This window comes from Geodermatophilus sp. SYSU D00708 (assembly GCF_054050115.1).
Window position 1 is genome coordinate 200,681 of sequence record NZ_JBJGYS010000001.1, and the last position, 15,744, is coordinate 216,424.

The window sequence follows — 15,744 nt, forward strand, 5'->3', positions numbered from 1 at the left end:
GGGGATTCCTCGCCACGATGGTGCTTGCAGACCGCAACCATACATCCAGATGATTGCTGTCTGCAACTTGATGTGGCGGCCCCCACCCCCGCGTCGACGCTCCTTGACCGGTCGTGAGCCGCGTCACTACGTTCGGTTGAGCCGGGGCTCCCGGCACCCAGCGGGAGGCGCCGTCCCCCCGGTACCGGGCGGGGTCACCGCCTCCAGGACTGCGACCCACAGGGAGCGCCATGAGCACCATCGCGGATGTGTCCGGCCTCGAGGTCACCGGCCCGTGGGGAGAGCGGTTCGACGAGGTCCTCACCCCGCGGGCGCTCGAACTGGTCGCCCTCCTCCACCGGGAGCTCAACGGCCGGCGACTGGAGCTGCTCGACGCCCGCCGGGCGCGGGTCGAGGCCCTCGCCGCCGGCGGGACGCTGGACTTCCTGCCCGAGACCGCCCACGTCCGCGACGACGACTCATGGCAGGTGGCCGACCCCGCCCCCGGCCTGGTCGACCGCCGCGTCGAGATGACCGGCCCCACCGACCGGAAGATGACGATCAACGCGCTGAACTCGGGCGCGAAGGTGTGGCTGGCCGACCACGAGGACGCCAACACCCCGTTGTGGGAGAACGTCGTCAACGGTCAGCTCAACCTCAAGGACGCGCTGGACCGGACGATCGACTTCACCTCGCCCGAGGGCAAGAGCTACACGCTGCGCCCCGACGAGGAGCTGCCGACCATCGTCGTCCGCCCCCGGGGATGGCACCTGCCCGAGAAGCACATCACCGTCGACGGCGAGCCGACCTCCGGCAGCCTCGTCGACTTCGCCCTCTACTTCGTCAACTGCGCGCAGAAGCAGATCGACAAGGGCCGCGGCCCCTACTTCTACCTGCCGAAGATGGAGAGCCACCTCGAGGCGCGGCTCTGGAACGACGCCTTCAACCGGGCGCAGGACTTCCTCGGCATCCCGCGCGGCACGATCCGCGCGACGGTCCTCATCGAGACCTATCCCGCGGCGTTCGAGATGGAGGAGATCCTCTACGAGCTGCGCGACCACTCCGCGGGGCTCAACGCCGGCCGGTGGGACTACATGTTCAGCGTCATCAAGTCCTTCCGGACCCGGGGCGAGGAGTTCCTCCTCCCCGACCGCAACTCGGTGACGATGACCGTCCCGTTCATGCGGGCCTACACCGAGCTGCTGGTCCGCACCTGCCACAAGCGCGGGGCGCACGCCATCGGCGGCATGGCCGCGTTCATCCCGTCCAAGGACCCCGCGGTCAACGAGCAGGCGTTCGCGAAGGTCCGGGCGGACAAGGAGCGCGAGGCCAACGACGGCTTCGACGGCTCCTGGGTGGCCCACCCGGGGATGGTCGAGCTCTGCAAGGAGGTGTTCACCGCCGTCCTCGGCGACCGGCCCAACCAGCTGGACCGGAAGCGCGAGGACGTGCAGGTCACGCCCGCGCAGCTGCTCGACGTCCGCGCCACCCCGGGCGAGGTCACCGAGGCCGGGCTGCGCAGCAACGTCAGCGTCGGCATCCAGTACCTGGAGTCCTGGCTGCGCGGCTCCGGCGCCGTCGGCATCAACAACCTCATGGAGGACGCCGCGACCGCCGAGATCTCGCGCAGCCAGGTCTGGCAGTGGCTGCACAACGGCGTCCGGCTGTCCGACGGGACCCAGGTCACCCGCGAGCACGTCGAGCAGGTCATCGCCGAGGAGATGGACGCGCTGCGCCAGGCCCGGGGCGACTCGTTCGCCGCCGGCCGGTGGGACGACGCCCGCGCGCTGTTCACAGAGATGGCGCTCGCCGACGAGTACCCCGACTTCCTCACCCTGCCCGCCTACGAGCGGATGCCCTGACCACCGACGCAGGCTGAGCGGAGGGCCACCATGGGCGGCACGCACGGCACGGAGGCCACGGCGGGACCGGTCCTCGGGCCGGTCGCCCCAGAGGAGACCGGCGCGACCGGGGAGCCCGGACGTGATCAGGAGGCCGTGGCCGCGGTCACCCGGGCGGTGCGCGCCGCCCTGCCGCCGGACGGCCTCATCACCGACCACACCGAGCTGCGCACCTACGAGTGCGACGGGCTGGCGCACTACCGCGTCACCCCCGCCCTGGTCGCGATCCCCGCGACGACCGAGCAGCTGGCGGCCGTCGTCCGCGCCTGCGCCGAGCACGGCGTGCCCTTCGTCGCCCGCGGGTCGGGCACCGGGCTGTCCGGCGGCGCCCTCCCGCGGGCCGACGGCGTCCTCGTGGTCACCTCGCGGATGCGGGCTATCCACGAGATCCGCCCCGACGACCAGCTGGCGGTCGTCGACCCCGGCGTCGTCAACCTCTCGCTCACGCAGGCGACCACCCCCCAGGGCTACTACTACGCGCCGGACCCGAGCAGTCAGCAGATCTGCTCGATCGGCGGCAACCTGGCCGAGAACTCCGGCGGGGCGCACTGCCTGAAGTACGGCTTCACCACCAACCACGTCCGCGGCGCGGAGTTCGTGACGCCCCAGGGCGAGGTGGTGCAGCTCGGCGGGCCGGCCCCCGACGCCCCGGGGTACGACCTGCTCGGCGCGGTGGTGGGCTCCGAGGGCACCCTCGGCGTGGCGACGCAGGTCACCGTGCGGCTGACCCGCCTGCCCCAGGACGTGCGCACGGTCCTCGCCGGCTTCGCCACCACCGACGACGCGGGCGCGGCCACCTCGGCGATCATCGGCGCCGGGATCGTGCCGGCGGCGATCGAGATGATGGACGCCCTGGCCATCGAGGCGGCCGAGGCCGCGACCCACTGCGACTACCCCGCCGGCGCCGGCGCGGTGCTCGTCGTCGAACTCGACGGCCCCGCGGTGGAGGTCGAGCACGAGTTCGCCGAGGTCGAGCGGATGTGCCGGGAGCACGGTGCCTTCGCGATGCGGGTGGCCACCGACGCCGAGGAACGGGCGCTGATCTGGAAGGGCCGCAAGTCCGCGTTCGCCGCGGTGGGCCGGATCAGCCCCGACTACATCGTCCAGGACGGCGTCATCCCGCGGACGGCGCTGCCCGGGGTGCTGCGGGCGATCGCCGAGCTGTCCGCGTCCTCCGGCGTCCGGGTCGCCAACGTCTTCCACGCCGGCGACGGCAACCTGCACCCCCTGGTGCTCTTCGACGACGCGGTCGAGGGTGCGGGGAAGGCCGCGGAGGAGGTCAGCGGGGCGATCCTCGACCTCTGCATCACCTCCGGTGGGTCGATCACCGGCGAGCACGGCGTCGGCATCGACAAGGCCGCCTACATGCCGCGGATGTTCAGCGACGAGGACCTCGACACGATGCAGCTGGTCCGCTGCGCCTTCGACCCGGACGGCATCGCCAACCCGGGCAAGGTCTTCCCCACGCCCCGGCTGTGCGGGGAGGTCCCCGGGAGGAAGAAGGGCGCCCCGCACCCGCTGGTGGCGGCCGGCAAGGCGGAGGCGTTCTGATGACCGCCGTCGGACTCGGCCTGGAGGCGGCCCGTGGCGCGCTGACGTCCGCCTGCGGGGACGTCGCCGACGCCACCGCCGCGGACGCCGTCGACGGCGTGCAACCGACCCTGGTGGCCCGGCCGGCGTCCACCGCGGAGGTCGCCGAGGTGCTGCGGGCCGCGGCCGCGCACCGCCTGGCCGTCGTCCCCCGGGGCCGGGGGACGAAGACCTCCTGGGGCCGGCCGCCGGAGCGGGTCGACCTCGTGGTCGACGTCAGCCGGATGGACGCCGTGCTGGACCACGCGGCCGGTGACCTGATCGTGGAGGCCCAGGCGGGGACGCCGCTGTCCGCGGTGCAGCGGACCGTCGCCGCGGCCGGCCAGCGCCTGGCCCTGGACGAGACCGTGGAGGGCGCCAGCGTGGGCGGGACGCTCGCCACCGCCACCAGCGGCCCCGGGCGGGTCGCCTTCGGCACGGCCCGCGACCTGCTGATCGGCATCACCGTCGTCCGGGCCGACGGCGTGGTCGCCAAGGCCGGCGGCCGGGTCGTCAAGAACGTGGCCGGCTACGACCTCGGCAAGCTGCTCATCGGGTCGTTCGGCACCCTCGCCGTGATCACCGAGGCGCTGTTCCGGCTGCACCCGCTGCCCGCCGCCCGCAGTGTCGTCACCGCGCCGTTCGACCGGCCCGAGGAGGCGCAGCGCCTCGTGCAGCAGGTCGTGCAGGCGCAGGTCGTCCCGTCGGCCGTCGAGGTCGAGTGGCCGGCAGGCGGCCTCGGCTCGGTGTCGGTGCTGCTGGAGGGCATCGAGGCCGGCGTCGCGGGACGGACGGACACGACCCTGCAGCTGCTCGGCGCGGACGCCACCGCGACCCCCGACCTCCCGGCGTCCTGGGCGCGGTACCCGTGGACCGGCGGCCCCGGCCGCCCGACCGCGCTCAAGGCCACCTTCGTCCTCTCCGCCCTGGCCCGCGTGCTGGCGACCGCACGGGCGGCCGCCGCCGACGCCGGGCTCGCCCTCGACCTGCGCGGCTCCGGGGGCGCCGGCGTGCTGTACGGCTCCCTGCCCGCCGACGCCGACCCGGTGGCCGTCGGCACGGTGGTGGCGCGGCTGCGGGCCGAGTGCACCGGGGCGGGCGGGGCGCTGGTGGTCCTCGACGCCCCACCGGGGATGAAGGAGGCCCTGGACACCTGGGGGCCGGTCCCGGCGCTCGACCTGATGTGGCGGGTGAAGGACCAGTTCGACCCGGAGCGACGACTGGCGCCGGGCCGGTTCGTGGGAGGGATCTGATGACGACGACGCCGGAGCGCCCCGGCCCCGTGCCCCTGGGGATGCCGACCCCCGGCGCCTTCGACGAGCACCGCCCGCCCTCGGCCGAGCTGGTCAGCGACTGCGTGCACTGCGGCTTCTGCCTGCCCACCTGTCCCACGTACGCCCTCTGGGGCGAGGAGATGGACTCGCCGCGCGGGCGCATCTACCTGATGAAGTCGGGGCTCGAGGGCGAGCCGATGACCGACTCGATGGTGCAGCACTTCGACGCCTGCCTCGGCTGCATGGCCTGCGTGACGGCCTGCCCCTCGGGGGTGCAGTACGACCGGCTGATCGAGGCCACCCGGGCACAGGTCGAGCGCAACCACGAGCGCACCCCGCAGGACCGCGCCGTGCGGAACGCGATCTTCGCGCTGTTCCCGTACCCGCGGCGACTGCGCGCCCTGCGCGGGCCGTTGCGGGCCTACCAGCGCAGCGGGCTGCCCCGGGCCATCCGCCGCAGCGGCCTGCTCGAGCGGCTGGCCCCCAGGCTGGCCGTGATGGAGAGCCTGGCGCCGCCCCTGGAGAAGCGGGAGCGGCTGCCGGAGCGGGTGCCGGCTGCCGGGACCCGCCGGGCGGTCGTCGGCCTGCTCACCGGGTGCGTGCAGGGCGAGTTCTTCCCCGGCGTCAACGCCGCGACGGCGCGGGTGCTCGCGGCCGAGGGCTGCGACGTCATCGTGCCGCGGCGACAGGGCTGCTGCGGGGCGCTGTCGGTGCACAACGGCCGCGAGGACGAGGCCCAGCGGTTCGCCCGCCGGACGATCGACACCTTCGAGGCCGCCGGGGTGGACACCGTGGTGGTCAACGCCGCCGGCTGCGGCTCCAGCATGAAGGAGTACGCGGAGCTGCTGGCCGACGACCCGGACTACGCGGAGCGCGCCGAGCGGCTCGCGGGCCGGGTCCGGGACGTCTCGGAGTTCCTCGCCGAGCTCGGCCCGGTCGCCCCGCGCCACCCGCTGGAGGTCAGCGTCGCCTACCACGACGCCTGCCACCTGGGGCACGCCCAGGGCGTGCGGGCCCAGCCGCGGACGCTGCTGCGGCAGATCCCCGGCCTGGAGCTGCGGGAGATCCCCGAGGCCGCCCTCTGCTGCGGCTCGGCCGGCATCTGGAACGTGCTCAACCCCGAGCCGGCGCGCGAACTCGGCGACCGCAAGGCGGCCAACATCGCGGCCACCGGGGCGTCCCTGCTGGTGACGGCCAACCCCGGCTGCCTCATGCAGGTCGCCGCGTCGCTCGACCGCCGCGGCGTCCGCATCGGCATGGCACACACCGTCGAGGTCCTCGACGCCTCCATCCGGGGGCTGCCGGTCTCGGTGCTGGGCGTCCCCGGGGCCGCCTGACGCCGATCCCGCCCGCCCCTCAGCAGCGAGGGAAGGAGCCCCCGTGTCCGAGCAGGTCATCGACCCGGTCGGCGGGGGTCACCGGCGGGCGACGTCCTCCCGGCTCTCGGCGTCGGCGCTGTCCCGCGCCTCGCCGAGCCGGTTGAGGCGCGCGAGCAGGTCGCCGAGCACCGCGACGTCCTCGCTGGGCCAGTGCGCCAGGTCGGACTCCCAGCGGGCCCGACGCGCCTCCCGGATGCGGGTGAGCCGCGCCGTGCCCTCCTCCGAGGTGCGCAGCACCTGCGCGCGGCCGTCGGCGGGGTCGGCCTCCCGGGTCACCAGGCCCAGGTCGACCAGCGAGGCGACCTGGCGGCTGACGGTGCTCTTGTCCAACCCGAGCCGGGCGACCAGGTCGCTGGCCCGCAGGGGGCCGGCGTCGTAGAGGAGGGCCAACAGGCCGTAGGCCGCGCCGTCCAGGTCGGGGTGCAGCTCACGGGAGAGCCGCGCGGAGATGGCACGGGAGCGGCGCAGCAGCAGGCCGATCTCCCGCTCCACGCGCACGATCGCCTCGTGCGGGTCGACCGAGGTCACCGTTCCTCCCGGGGGCGCCAGACGACCAGCGCCGAGTTCGAGGGCCGCAGCGGCACCAGGTCCCGGCCGTACCCGGCCTGGACGGCGGCCTCGGCGGCGATCCGCCGGGCCTCGGCGAGCTCGAGCTCGGTGAGCAGCTCCTGCACCCGCTGCTGGAGCGCCTCCACCTGCGACTCGAGGTCGATGATCCGCTTGATGCCGGCCAGGTTGACGCCGTCCTCCTGCGAGAGGCGCTGGACCTCCCGCAGGAGGGCGACGTCGCGGGGGCTGTACCGGCGGCCGCCACCGGCCGTGCGCCCCGGGCGGACCAGCCCCAGCCGGTCGTACTGGCGCAGGGTCTGCGCGTGCATGCCGGCGAGCTCGGCGGCCACGGAGATGACGAACACCGGGGCGTCCTCGGCGACGGACCGGCCGGCCTGCTGCCGTTCACGCCCCCCGTCGGGAGGTGCGGTCACCGGGTACCTCCCTTCACCGCGGCGGTGATCCGCGGCCGCGGGTCACCGAGCTCGGCGTCGAGCACCTTGACGGCGTCCTCGGCCGCCGGGGACAGCCGCTTGGGCACGGCCACCTCGACGGTGACCAGCAGGTCGCCGGCCCGGCCCTTGCCGGGCACCCCCCGGCCGCGCACGCGCAGCGTCTGACCGCTGGCGGTGCCCGGGGGCACCTTCAGCGAGACGTTGCCGTCGAGCGTGGGCACGGTCAGCGTGGTGCCGAGCGTGGCCTCGGAGAAGGTGATCGGCACGGTGAGCGTGAGGTCGTTGCCCTTGCGGCCGAACAGCTCGTGCTCGGAGACGTGGACGACGACGAACAGGTCGCCGGCCGGCCCGCCGCGCCGCCCCGGTGCGCCCTTGCCGGCCAGCCGGATGCGCTGGCCGTCCTTGACCCCGGCCGGGATCCGCACGGTGATGGTGCGGGTCTGGGTGGTCACCCCGTTGCCGGCACAGGTCGGGCACGGGTCGTCGATCACCGTGCCGGTGCCGCGGCAGTTGCGGCACGGCTCGGAGAAGGCGAACGCGCCCTGGCTGCGGCTGGTCACCCCGGCTCCCTGGCACACCGGGCAGGTGCGCGGGGAGGTGCCCGGGCGCGCGCCGCTGCCGGCGCACGTCGGGCAGGTGCCGGGGCTCTGCATGCGCAGCGGCACGGTCACGCCGAGGACGGCCTCGTCGAACGAGAGCGTCGCCTCGGTCTCGACGTCCTGACCGCGGGCCGGACCGGACGCGGCCTGGCTGCGGGCCCGCGCCGAGCCCGCTCCCCCGCCGCCGCCGAACAGGCCGCCGAACAGGTCGCCCAGCCCGCCGGCGCCCGAGCGTCCGCCGCTGCCGGCGGTGGCGCCGCCGAACAGGTCGCCCAGGTCGAAGGGCTGACCGCCGCCGGCTCCGCCGGGGAAGCCCCCGGGGAAGCCGGCCCGCGCTCCGGCCCCGCCGGCACCGAACAGCCGGCGCGCCTCGTCGTACTCGGCCCGCCGCTTGGTGTCGGAGAGCACGTCGTAGGCCTCGGAGACCTCCTTGAACCGGGCCTCGGCCTCGGCGTTGCCGGGGTTCTTGTCCGGGTGGAGGTCGCGCGCCAGCTGGCGGTAGGCCTTCTTGATCGCGGCCGCGTCGGCGTCCTGGGAGACGCCGAGAGCGGCGTAGTAGTCCTTCTCGATGAAGTCCCGGGTGCTCATCGGGCGCCCCCTCTCTGCATCAGTCGGACGCCGGAGCGCCGTCGCCCGGCTGCGCCGGGGCGGTCTCGGCCGCCGCGCCGTCCGGCGAGGCCGCCGGCGCCGGCGTCTCCGGGTCGGTGACCGCGACCATCGCCGTCCGCAGCACGCGGTCCCCGCGGCGGAAACCCTGCCGCAGCACGGTGGTGGCCGTGGGGACGTCGACCTCGGGCGAGGTGTCGTGCATGACCGCCTCGTGCAGCGCGGGGTCGAACGCGTCGCCCGACCGGCCGAACGCCTCGACGCCCAGCCCGTCAAGCAGGCCGAGGACGCGGTCGGCGACCACCTTGAAGGCACCGGTCAGGTCGCCGTGGTCGCGCGCCCGCTCGATGTCGTCGACGATCGGGAACAGCTGCGCGGCGAACCGCTCGGCGGCCTGGTCGACCACGAGCTGGCGGTCCCGGTCCACCCGGCGGCGGTAGTTGGCGTACTCGGCGGTGACCCGCTGGAGGTCCTCCGTCCGCTCCGCCAGCTGGCGGGGAAGGTCGTCCTCCGCCGCCGGCTGGCCGGCGACGGTCTCCTGCTCGCTCATCTGCTCCCCTTGCGCCGGGCCCGGCGCGGTCGAGGTCGGTCCGTGTACGCCCGTGCGGGCGCCGGCCGGCTGCTCGCCGGCCGGCTCCCGCACGGCACCGCTGGTCGGGTCGATGCGCCGCTTGTCGCGGATGACGACCCGCGGCTCCTCTTCCCTGCCCGTCATCGGCGGTCGTTGTCCTCGTCGACGATCTCGGCGTCGACGACGTCGTCGTCGCTCGTCGTCGTACCGGACGTACCGGCGTCACCCGGGGTTCCCGCGCCGGCGCCGGCCGCGCCGGCCGCGTTCTGCGCCTCGGCCTGCTGGGCGTAGAGCGCCCCGCCGACCTCCTGCGAGACGCGGGCGACCTTCTCCTGGGCGGCCTTGATCGCCGCGATGTCCGAGCCGCCGAGGGCGGAGCGCAGCTCGGTGAGGGCCTCGCCGAGCTCCTCCTTCTTGTCGGCCGGGATCTTCTCGCCGTTCTCGGCCAGGAACTTCTCGGTCTGGTACTGCAGCGACTCGGCCAGGTTGCGGGTCTCGGCCTCCTCGCGGCGGCGCTTGTCCTCCTCTGCGTGGGCCTCGGCGTCGCGCATCATCCGCTCGATGTCGTCCTTGGGGAGGGCCGAGCCACCGGTGATGGTCATCGACTGCTCCTTGCCCGTGCCGAGGTCCTTGGCGGACACGTGCACGATGCCGTTCGCGTCGATGTCGAAGGCCACCTCGATCTGCGGGACGCCGCGCGGCGCCGGCGGCAGACCGGTCAGCTCGAACATGCCGAGCTTCTTGTTGTAGGCGGCCATCTCGCGCTCGCCCTGGAAGACCTGGATCTGCACGGACGGCTGGTTGTCGTCGGCCGTCGTGAAGATCTCCGAGCGCTTGGTCGGGATCGTGGTGTTGCGCTCGATGAGCTTGGTCATGATCCCGCCCTTGGTCTCGATGCCGAGGGACAGCGGGGTGACGTCGAGCAGCAGGACGTCCTTGACCTCGCCCTTGAGGACGCCGGCCTGCAGGGCGGCGCCGATGGCGACGACCTCGTCGGGGTTGACGCCCTTGTTGGGCTCCTTGCCGCCGGTCAGCTCGCGGACCAGGTCGGTGACGGCCGGCATGCGGGTCGAGCCACCCACCAGGACGACGTGGTCGATCTGGCTCACCGAGATGCCGGCGTCCCGGATCGCCTGGTTGAACGGCGCCTTGGTGCGGTCGAGCAGGTCCTGGGTGAGCCGCTGGAACTCGGCCCGGGTCATGGTGACGTCGAGGTGCAGCGGGCCCTCGGCGCCGGCGGTGATGTACGGCAGGTTGACGTTGGTCGACTGCGCGCCGGACAGCTCGATCTTGGCCTTCTCCGCAGCCTCCCGGAGGCGCTGCATGGCCAGCTTGTCCTTGGACAGGTCGATGCCGTTGGAGGCGTTGAACGTCTGCACCAGGTGCTTGACGATCCGCTCGTCCCAGTCGTCACCACCGAGGTGGTTGTCGCCGGCGGTGGCCTTCACCTCGATGACGCCCTCGCCGATCTCCAGCAGGGAGACGTCGAAGGTGCCACCACCGAGGTCGAAGACGAGGATCGTCTGCTCGGTCTCGCCCTTGTCCAGCCCGTAGGCCAGCGCCGCGGCGGTCGGCTCGTTGACGATGCGCAGGACGTTGAGGCCGGCGATCTCACCGGCCTCCTTGGTGGCCTGGCGCTGGGCGTCCTCGAAGTAGGCGGGGACGGTGATGACCGCGTCGGTCACCGTCTCGCCCAGGTAGGTCTCGGCGTCCCGCTTGAGCTTCTGCAGGATGCGGGCGCTGATCTCCTGCGGCGTGTAGCGCTTGCCGTCGATCTCCGGCGACTTCCAGTCGGTGCCCATGTGCCGCTTGACGGAGCGGATGGTGCGGTCGACGTTGGTGACCGCCTGGTTCTTCGCCGACTGGCCGACGAGGACCTCGCCGTTCTTGGCGAAGGCGACGACGGACGGGGTGGTGCGCGAACCCTCGGAGTTGGCGATGACCGTCGGCTCGCCGCCCTCCAGGACGGTGACGACGGAGTTGGTGGTGCCGAGGTCGATACCGACCGCTCGAGCCATGGAGCTGGCCTCTCTTCCGTGTGTACCGGGGTGGTTCTCTGGGTGCCTGGGAGTCGAGTACCCGACTTGCGCGGGGTCCACTCAACTTTCCTGCCCAGCCTAACGGCAGCCACGGCGGCCGTGTTCCCGGCCCCCTCGTCGACTTCCGTCGTCCCGCGCCGCCCGGCACCAGAGCCGCGGGTGTCGTCGCCGAAGACGCGCCACGACCGGCGTCCGGTCGTCGCCGTCCACGCCGCACACCGCGCGGACGGCGACGACACCGCGCGGTCGGTGCGCTCGGCCGGGTGGGTTACCGGCGAGTAGCCTCCCCCTCCGACAGCTATCGTGCGGACGGCGGTGAGCGCCCTCCCGCCGCGCCGGCGGGCGGGGATCAACGGACGTCGATCGGCGTCCGGGAGGGATTTCGATGGGCCCCTTGCAGATCGTCCTCGGGACGATCAGCGTCATCTTCCTGGCCGTCGCGGTCGTGTTCGCCTATCGGGCGGTGCGGGCGATGGTGCGGATCATCCGGACCGGCCAGCCCGACGGCACCCGGTCCCGCCCCGTCGGCCCGCGGCTGAAGACGCTCGTCACCGAGTCCCTCGGGCACACCCGGATGCTCAAGTGGTCCTCGATCGGCGTGGCCCACTGGTTCGTGTTCGTCGGCTTCTACGGGCTGTTCCTCACCCTGGTCGAGGCCTTCGGCGAGGTGTGGAACCCCGCGTTCCACCTGCCGCTGATCGGCGAGTGGAGCCTGTGGAACCTGTTCGCCGACGTCATCGGCACCGGCACGATCCTGGGCATCCTCTACCTGATCTACCGGCGCCAGAAGGACCACCCGCGACGGCAGGGCCGGGCCAGCCGGTTCGCCGGCTCCAACGAGGGCCGCGGCTACTTCGTCGAGGCCGTCGTCCTCGTCGTCGGCGTGTGCATCCTGCTGATCCGCGCGCTGAAGGTCTCCTCCGGCCTGACCGACGCGCCCGCCTGGTCGCACCCGGTCTCCGGCCTCGTGGCCACCGTCCTCCCGGACAGCCCCGACCTGCTCAGCGTCGTCGCCTTCGTCAAGATCGTCGTCTCGCTGGTCTGGCTGGTCGTCGTCTCGCGGCTGCTGAACATGGGCGTGGCCTGGCACCGGTTCAGCGCCTTCTTCAACATCTACTTCAAGCGCGAGCCCGACGGCGCCCCCGCGCTCGGCCCGCTGCAGCCGATGACCTCCGGCGGGGTGCCGATCGACTTCGAGGACCCCGACGAGGACGCGGTCTTCGGCCGCAGCAAGATCGAGGACTTCACCTGGAAGGGGATGCTCGACTTCACCACCTGCACCGAGTGCGGGCGGTGCCAGAGCCAGTGCCCGGCGTGGAACACGGGCAAGCCGCTCAGTCCCAAGATGGTGGTCATGGACCTGCGGGACCACCTCTACGCCAAGGCCCCGTACCTGCTCGGTGCGAAGACGGCGAGCGAGACCGCGCCGGACTTCGACGTCCTCAAGCCCAGCGACGAGCAGGTCTGGGCCTCCGGGTACGCCCGCATCGAGGGCACCAACGACGCGCAGGCGCACCGCCCGCTGGTCGGCACCCTCGAGGAGGGCGGGGTCATCGACCCCGACGTGCTGTGGAGCTGCACCAACTGCGGCGCCTGCGTCGAGCAGTGCCCGGTCGACATCGAGCACGTCGACCACATCCAGGACATGCGCCGTTACCAGGTCCTCATCGAGTCGAGCTTCCCCTCCGAGGCCGGCGTGATGATGAAGAACCTGGAGAACCGCGGGAACCCGTGGGGCGTGCAGCCCAGCGCCCGCGAGGACTGGATCAAGGAGGTCGACTTCGAGGTGCGGATGGCCGACGGGCCGCTGCCCTACGAGGTCGAGTACCTGTTCTGGGTCGGCTGCGCCGGCGCCATCGACGACCGCGCCAAGAAGGTCACCAAGGCCGTCGCCGAGCTGTTGCACACCGCGGGCGTCGAGTTCGCCGTCCTGGGCTCCGGGGAGACCTGCTCGGGCGACCCGGCCCGCCGCATGGGCAACGAGTTCCTCTTCCAGATGCTCGCGCAGGAGAACGTCGCCACCCTCGACGGCGTCTTCGAGGGCCGGGTCCCGGGGATGCGCAAGATCGTCACCACCTGCCCGCACTGCTTCAACTCGCTGGGCCGGGAGTACCCGCAGGTCGGCGGCGACTACGAGGTCGTCCACCACACGCAGCTGCTCGGCCGGCTGGTGGAGGAGGGCCGGCTGACCCCGGTCACGCCGATCGACCGCAAGGTCACCTACCACGACCCGTGCTTCCTCGGCCGGCACAACAAGGTCTACACGCCGCCGCGGGAGGTCCTCGACTCCGTGAAGGGCCTGACCACGCAGGAGATGCACCGCTGCAAGGACCGCGGCTTCTGCTGCGGCGCCGGCGGGGCCCGCATGTGGATGGAGGAGAAGATCGGCAAGCGGATCAACATGGAGCGCACCGAGGAGGCGCTCGACCTCGATCCCGACGTCATCTCCACCGCGTGCCCGTTCTGCATCACCATGCTGTCGGACGCGCTGACGACGAAGAAGCAGAACGGCGAGGCCGGTGAGCACGTCGAGGTGCTCGACGTCAGCCAGATCCTGCTGCGGTCGCTGGCACCGGTCGGCGCACCCGGCACCGGCTCGGGCCCGGACGTCGGCACGGCGGCCGACGACGTGGCCGGCACCGGCTCCGCGGCCACGGAGCACGGCGCCCAGTAGTAGGAGGGCCCCGTCCTCCTCACCGCTCGCAGGCTCGCGGCGAGCCTCTGGACGGGGCCGGCGGCGGGTCCCTGCGAGGGACCGGACCGGAGACGGCGCGCGTCCCCCCATGGGACGCGCGCCGCCGTCGTCTCCGGGGTCGCCGTCGAAAGATCGTTGCACGGGCTAACCACCCGGCGGCGGGTCACCGCCGGCGGCGGGGGACCATCAACGGGTGACCCGCACCGCCCCTGCCCCGCTCGCCGCCCCGCCCGCGCACGACCACCGGCGCGGTCTGGTGTTGATCGGGACGGCGATCGTGCTCACCGGGTTCAACCTGCGCACGGCGGTCAACAGCATCGGGCCGGTGCTTGAGGAGATAGAGCGGGGGCTGGCCATCTCCAGCGGGATGGCCGGGCTGCTCACGACGATGCCCGTGCTCTGCTTCGCCGCGATCGGCTTCGCCGGCCCGCCGCTGGCCGCCCGCTACCGGGACGGGCACGTGCTGGCCGGCGCGCTGCTGGCCATGGCGGCGGGGCTGGTGCTGCGGTCGGCGTCCGGGGCGTTCTGGCTGTTCCTGGTCGGCACGGTGCTGGCGATGGTCGGTGGGGCCCTCGGCAACGTCCTGCTGCCGAGCCTGGTGAAGCGGCACTTCCCGACCCGCACCGGGCTGCTGGTCGGCGCCTACAGCGTGGCGATGGCCGTCGGCGGGGCGATCGCCGCGGTCGCCGCGGCCCCGCTCGCCGACGCGGCCGGCGCCGAGGGCTGGCGGTGGGCGCTGAGCGTCTGGGCGGTGGGCGCGGTGGTGGCGGCGCTGCCGTGGCTGGCGGTGCCGGCCCGGCCCGGAGCCTCACGCGCCGGGCACACCTCGGTGCGGATGCGCTCGCTGGTGCGCAGTCCGATGGCGATCGCGCTGGCCGTCTTCTTCGGGATGCAGTCGATGCAGGCGTACGTGCTGATCGGCTGGGGGGCGCAGTACCTGCGGGACTCCGGGCTGAGCGCGGCGACCGCCGGTCTGCTGCTGGGCGTCAACACCGTCGTCGTCATCCCGCTCAACGCGGTCGTCCCGGTGCTCACCGTCCGCCCGCGGGCGCAGCGGCCCCTGCTGCTGGGCTTCGTGGTCTGCTACGTCGCCGGCTGGCTCGGCCTGCTGCAGGCCCCGACCACCGTGCCGTGGCTCTGGATGGGCCTGCTCGCCCTCGGCATGGGCTCGTTCGCCATGGTGCTCACCCTCATCGGGCTGCGCGCCCGGACGGCGGAGACCACGGCGGCGCTGTCCACGGTCACCCAGGGCTGGGGCTACCTGCTGGCCGGTACCGGTCCGCTGCTGGTCGGTGTGCTGCGCGGCAGCACCGGCGGCTACACCGGCATGTTCGTCGTCGTCCTGGTCGGCGTCGCGGTGCTGCTGGGCGCCGGCTGGCTGGTCACCCGTCAGCGCTACGTGGACGACGAGGTGCCCGGCTGGGCCTGCGACGCCCACCACGGCGACGTCATCGAGGTGGCCGGCACCGAGCCGCCGGTCACCGTGCACGTCAGGGAGCCGGACGCCGGGTCTCCGCACGCGTGAAGTTGCGGAACGACCGCGACGGCGTCGGGCCGCGCTGGTCCTGGTAGCGGGAGCCGTAGACCGCCGACCCGTACGGGTGCTCGGCCGGGCTGGTCAGCCGGAACAGGCACAGCTGGCCGATCTTCATGCCCGGCCACAGTGTGATCGGCAGGTTGGCGACGTTGGACAGCTCCAGCGTGATGTGCCCGGAGAAGCCGGGGTCGACGAACCCGGCGGTGGAGTGGGTGAGCAGGCCGAGTCGGCCCAGCGAGCTCTTGCCCTCCAGCCGCGCGGCGAGGTCGTCGGGGATGCTGACGACCTCCAGCGTGGAGCCGAGGACGAACTCCCCGGGGTGCAACACGAACGGCTCGTCGCCGTCGGGCTCGACCAGCGTGGTCAGGTCGTCCTGCTGCTGTGCCGGGTCGATGTGGGTGTACCGGGCGTTGTTGAACACCCGGAAGAAGCGGTCCAGCCGGACGTCGATGCTCGAGGGCTGGATCAGCGCCTTGTCGTAGGGCTCGATGCCGAGCCGCCCCTCGGCGATGGCAGCCGTGATGTCGCGGTCGGACAGCAGCATGCCGCGGAGTCTAGGGACCGCCCGCCGCGCGGCCCGAGCGCGGCCGG

At 73.3% G+C, this 15,744-nt stretch carries 12 protein-coding genes; 6 read left to right on the forward strand and 6 right to left on the reverse strand.

Annotation, left to right across the window (positions count from 1 at the left end):
• The first annotated feature begins 230 nt into the window (after positions 1-230).
• From aceB to glcF, 4 genes are read left to right on the forward strand one after another with little or no spacing between them, the layout of a single operon-like run.
• Positions 231-1,841 (forward strand): malate synthase A, encoded by a 1,611-nt coding sequence (aceB, locus tag ACI79D_RS01080; RefSeq protein WP_456916437.1) that lies wholly within the window; start codon positions 231-233, stop codon positions 1,839-1,841.
• A gap of 30 nt (positions 1,842-1,871) precedes the next feature.
• On the forward strand, positions 1,872-3,431 hold the full coding sequence (locus tag ACI79D_RS01085) for an FAD-linked oxidase C-terminal domain-containing protein (RefSeq protein WP_456916438.1): 1,560 nt from the start codon (positions 1,872-1,874) through the stop codon (positions 3,429-3,431).
• A complete protein-coding gene (locus ACI79D_RS01090) occupies positions 3,431-4,702 on the forward strand; it encodes an FAD-binding oxidoreductase (protein ID WP_456916439.1) in 1,272 nt (423 codons plus the stop codon). Before ACI79D_RS01085 ends, ACI79D_RS01090 begins: the two co-directional genes overlap by 1 nt.
• On the forward strand, positions 4,702-6,060 hold the full coding sequence (gene glcF, locus ACI79D_RS01095; RefSeq protein ID WP_456916440.1) for a glycolate oxidase subunit GlcF: 1,359 nt from the start codon (positions 4,702-4,704) through the stop codon (positions 6,058-6,060). The genes ACI79D_RS01090 and glcF overlap by 1 nt, the downstream gene beginning before the upstream one ends.
• A 78-nt stretch (positions 6,061-6,138) precedes the next feature.
• On the opposite strand, the gene ACI79D_RS01100 is transcribed toward glcF, so the two are convergent.
• Genes ACI79D_RS01100 through dnaK form a run of 5 tightly spaced genes read right to left on the reverse strand, consistent with a single transcriptional unit; the run spans position 6,139 to position 10,900 of the window.
• A complete protein-coding gene (locus tag ACI79D_RS01100; RefSeq protein ID WP_456916441.1) occupies positions 6,139-6,630 on the reverse strand; it encodes a MarR family winged helix-turn-helix transcriptional regulator in 492 nt (163 codons plus the stop codon).
• Positions 6,627-7,085: a heat shock protein transcriptional repressor HspR gene (locus tag ACI79D_RS01105; protein ID WP_456916442.1), complete on the reverse strand. Its 459-nt coding sequence runs from the start codon at positions 7,083-7,085 to the stop codon at positions 6,627-6,629. The genes ACI79D_RS01100 and ACI79D_RS01105 overlap by 4 nt, the downstream gene beginning before the upstream one ends.
• Positions 7,082-8,293, reverse strand: a complete 1,212-nt coding sequence (gene dnaJ / locus ACI79D_RS01110; protein ID WP_456916443.1) for a molecular chaperone DnaJ — start codon at positions 8,291-8,293, stop codon at positions 7,082-7,084. The genes ACI79D_RS01105 and dnaJ overlap by 4 nt, the downstream gene beginning before the upstream one ends.
• A gap of 19 nt (positions 8,294-8,312) precedes the next feature.
• Positions 8,313-9,026 (reverse strand): nucleotide exchange factor GrpE, encoded by a 714-nt coding sequence (gene grpE / locus ACI79D_RS01115; protein WP_456916444.1) that lies wholly within the window; start codon positions 9,024-9,026, stop codon positions 8,313-8,315.
• Positions 9,023-10,900 (reverse strand): molecular chaperone DnaK, encoded by a 1,878-nt coding sequence (gene dnaK / locus ACI79D_RS01120; protein WP_456916445.1) that lies wholly within the window; start codon positions 10,898-10,900, stop codon positions 9,023-9,025. The genes grpE and dnaK overlap by 4 nt, the downstream gene beginning before the upstream one ends.
• A 406-nt stretch (positions 10,901-11,306) precedes the next feature.
• Here dnaK and ACI79D_RS01125 point away from each other — a divergent pair, with 406 nt between their 5' ends.
• Together ACI79D_RS01125 and ACI79D_RS01130 are read left to right on the forward strand one after the other, a co-directional pair.
• Positions 11,307-13,595, forward strand: coding sequence for a heterodisulfide reductase-related iron-sulfur binding cluster (locus ACI79D_RS01125; RefSeq protein WP_456916446.1), 2,289 nt, complete (start codon positions 11,307-11,309; stop codon positions 13,593-13,595).
• 214 nt (positions 13,596-13,809) lie between these two features.
• Complete coding sequence (locus tag ACI79D_RS01130) at positions 13,810-15,141, forward strand: MFS transporter (protein ID WP_456916447.1); 1,332 nt, start codon at positions 13,810-13,812, stop codon at positions 15,139-15,141.
• Here ACI79D_RS01130 and dcd read toward each other — a convergent pair.
• Entirely contained in the window at positions 15,107-15,697 is a 591-nt protein-coding gene (dcd, locus tag ACI79D_RS01135; RefSeq protein ID WP_456916448.1) for a dCTP deaminase, read from the reverse strand. The genes ACI79D_RS01130 and dcd overlap by 35 nt on opposite strands.
• Positions 15,698-15,744 lie beyond the last annotated feature (47 nt).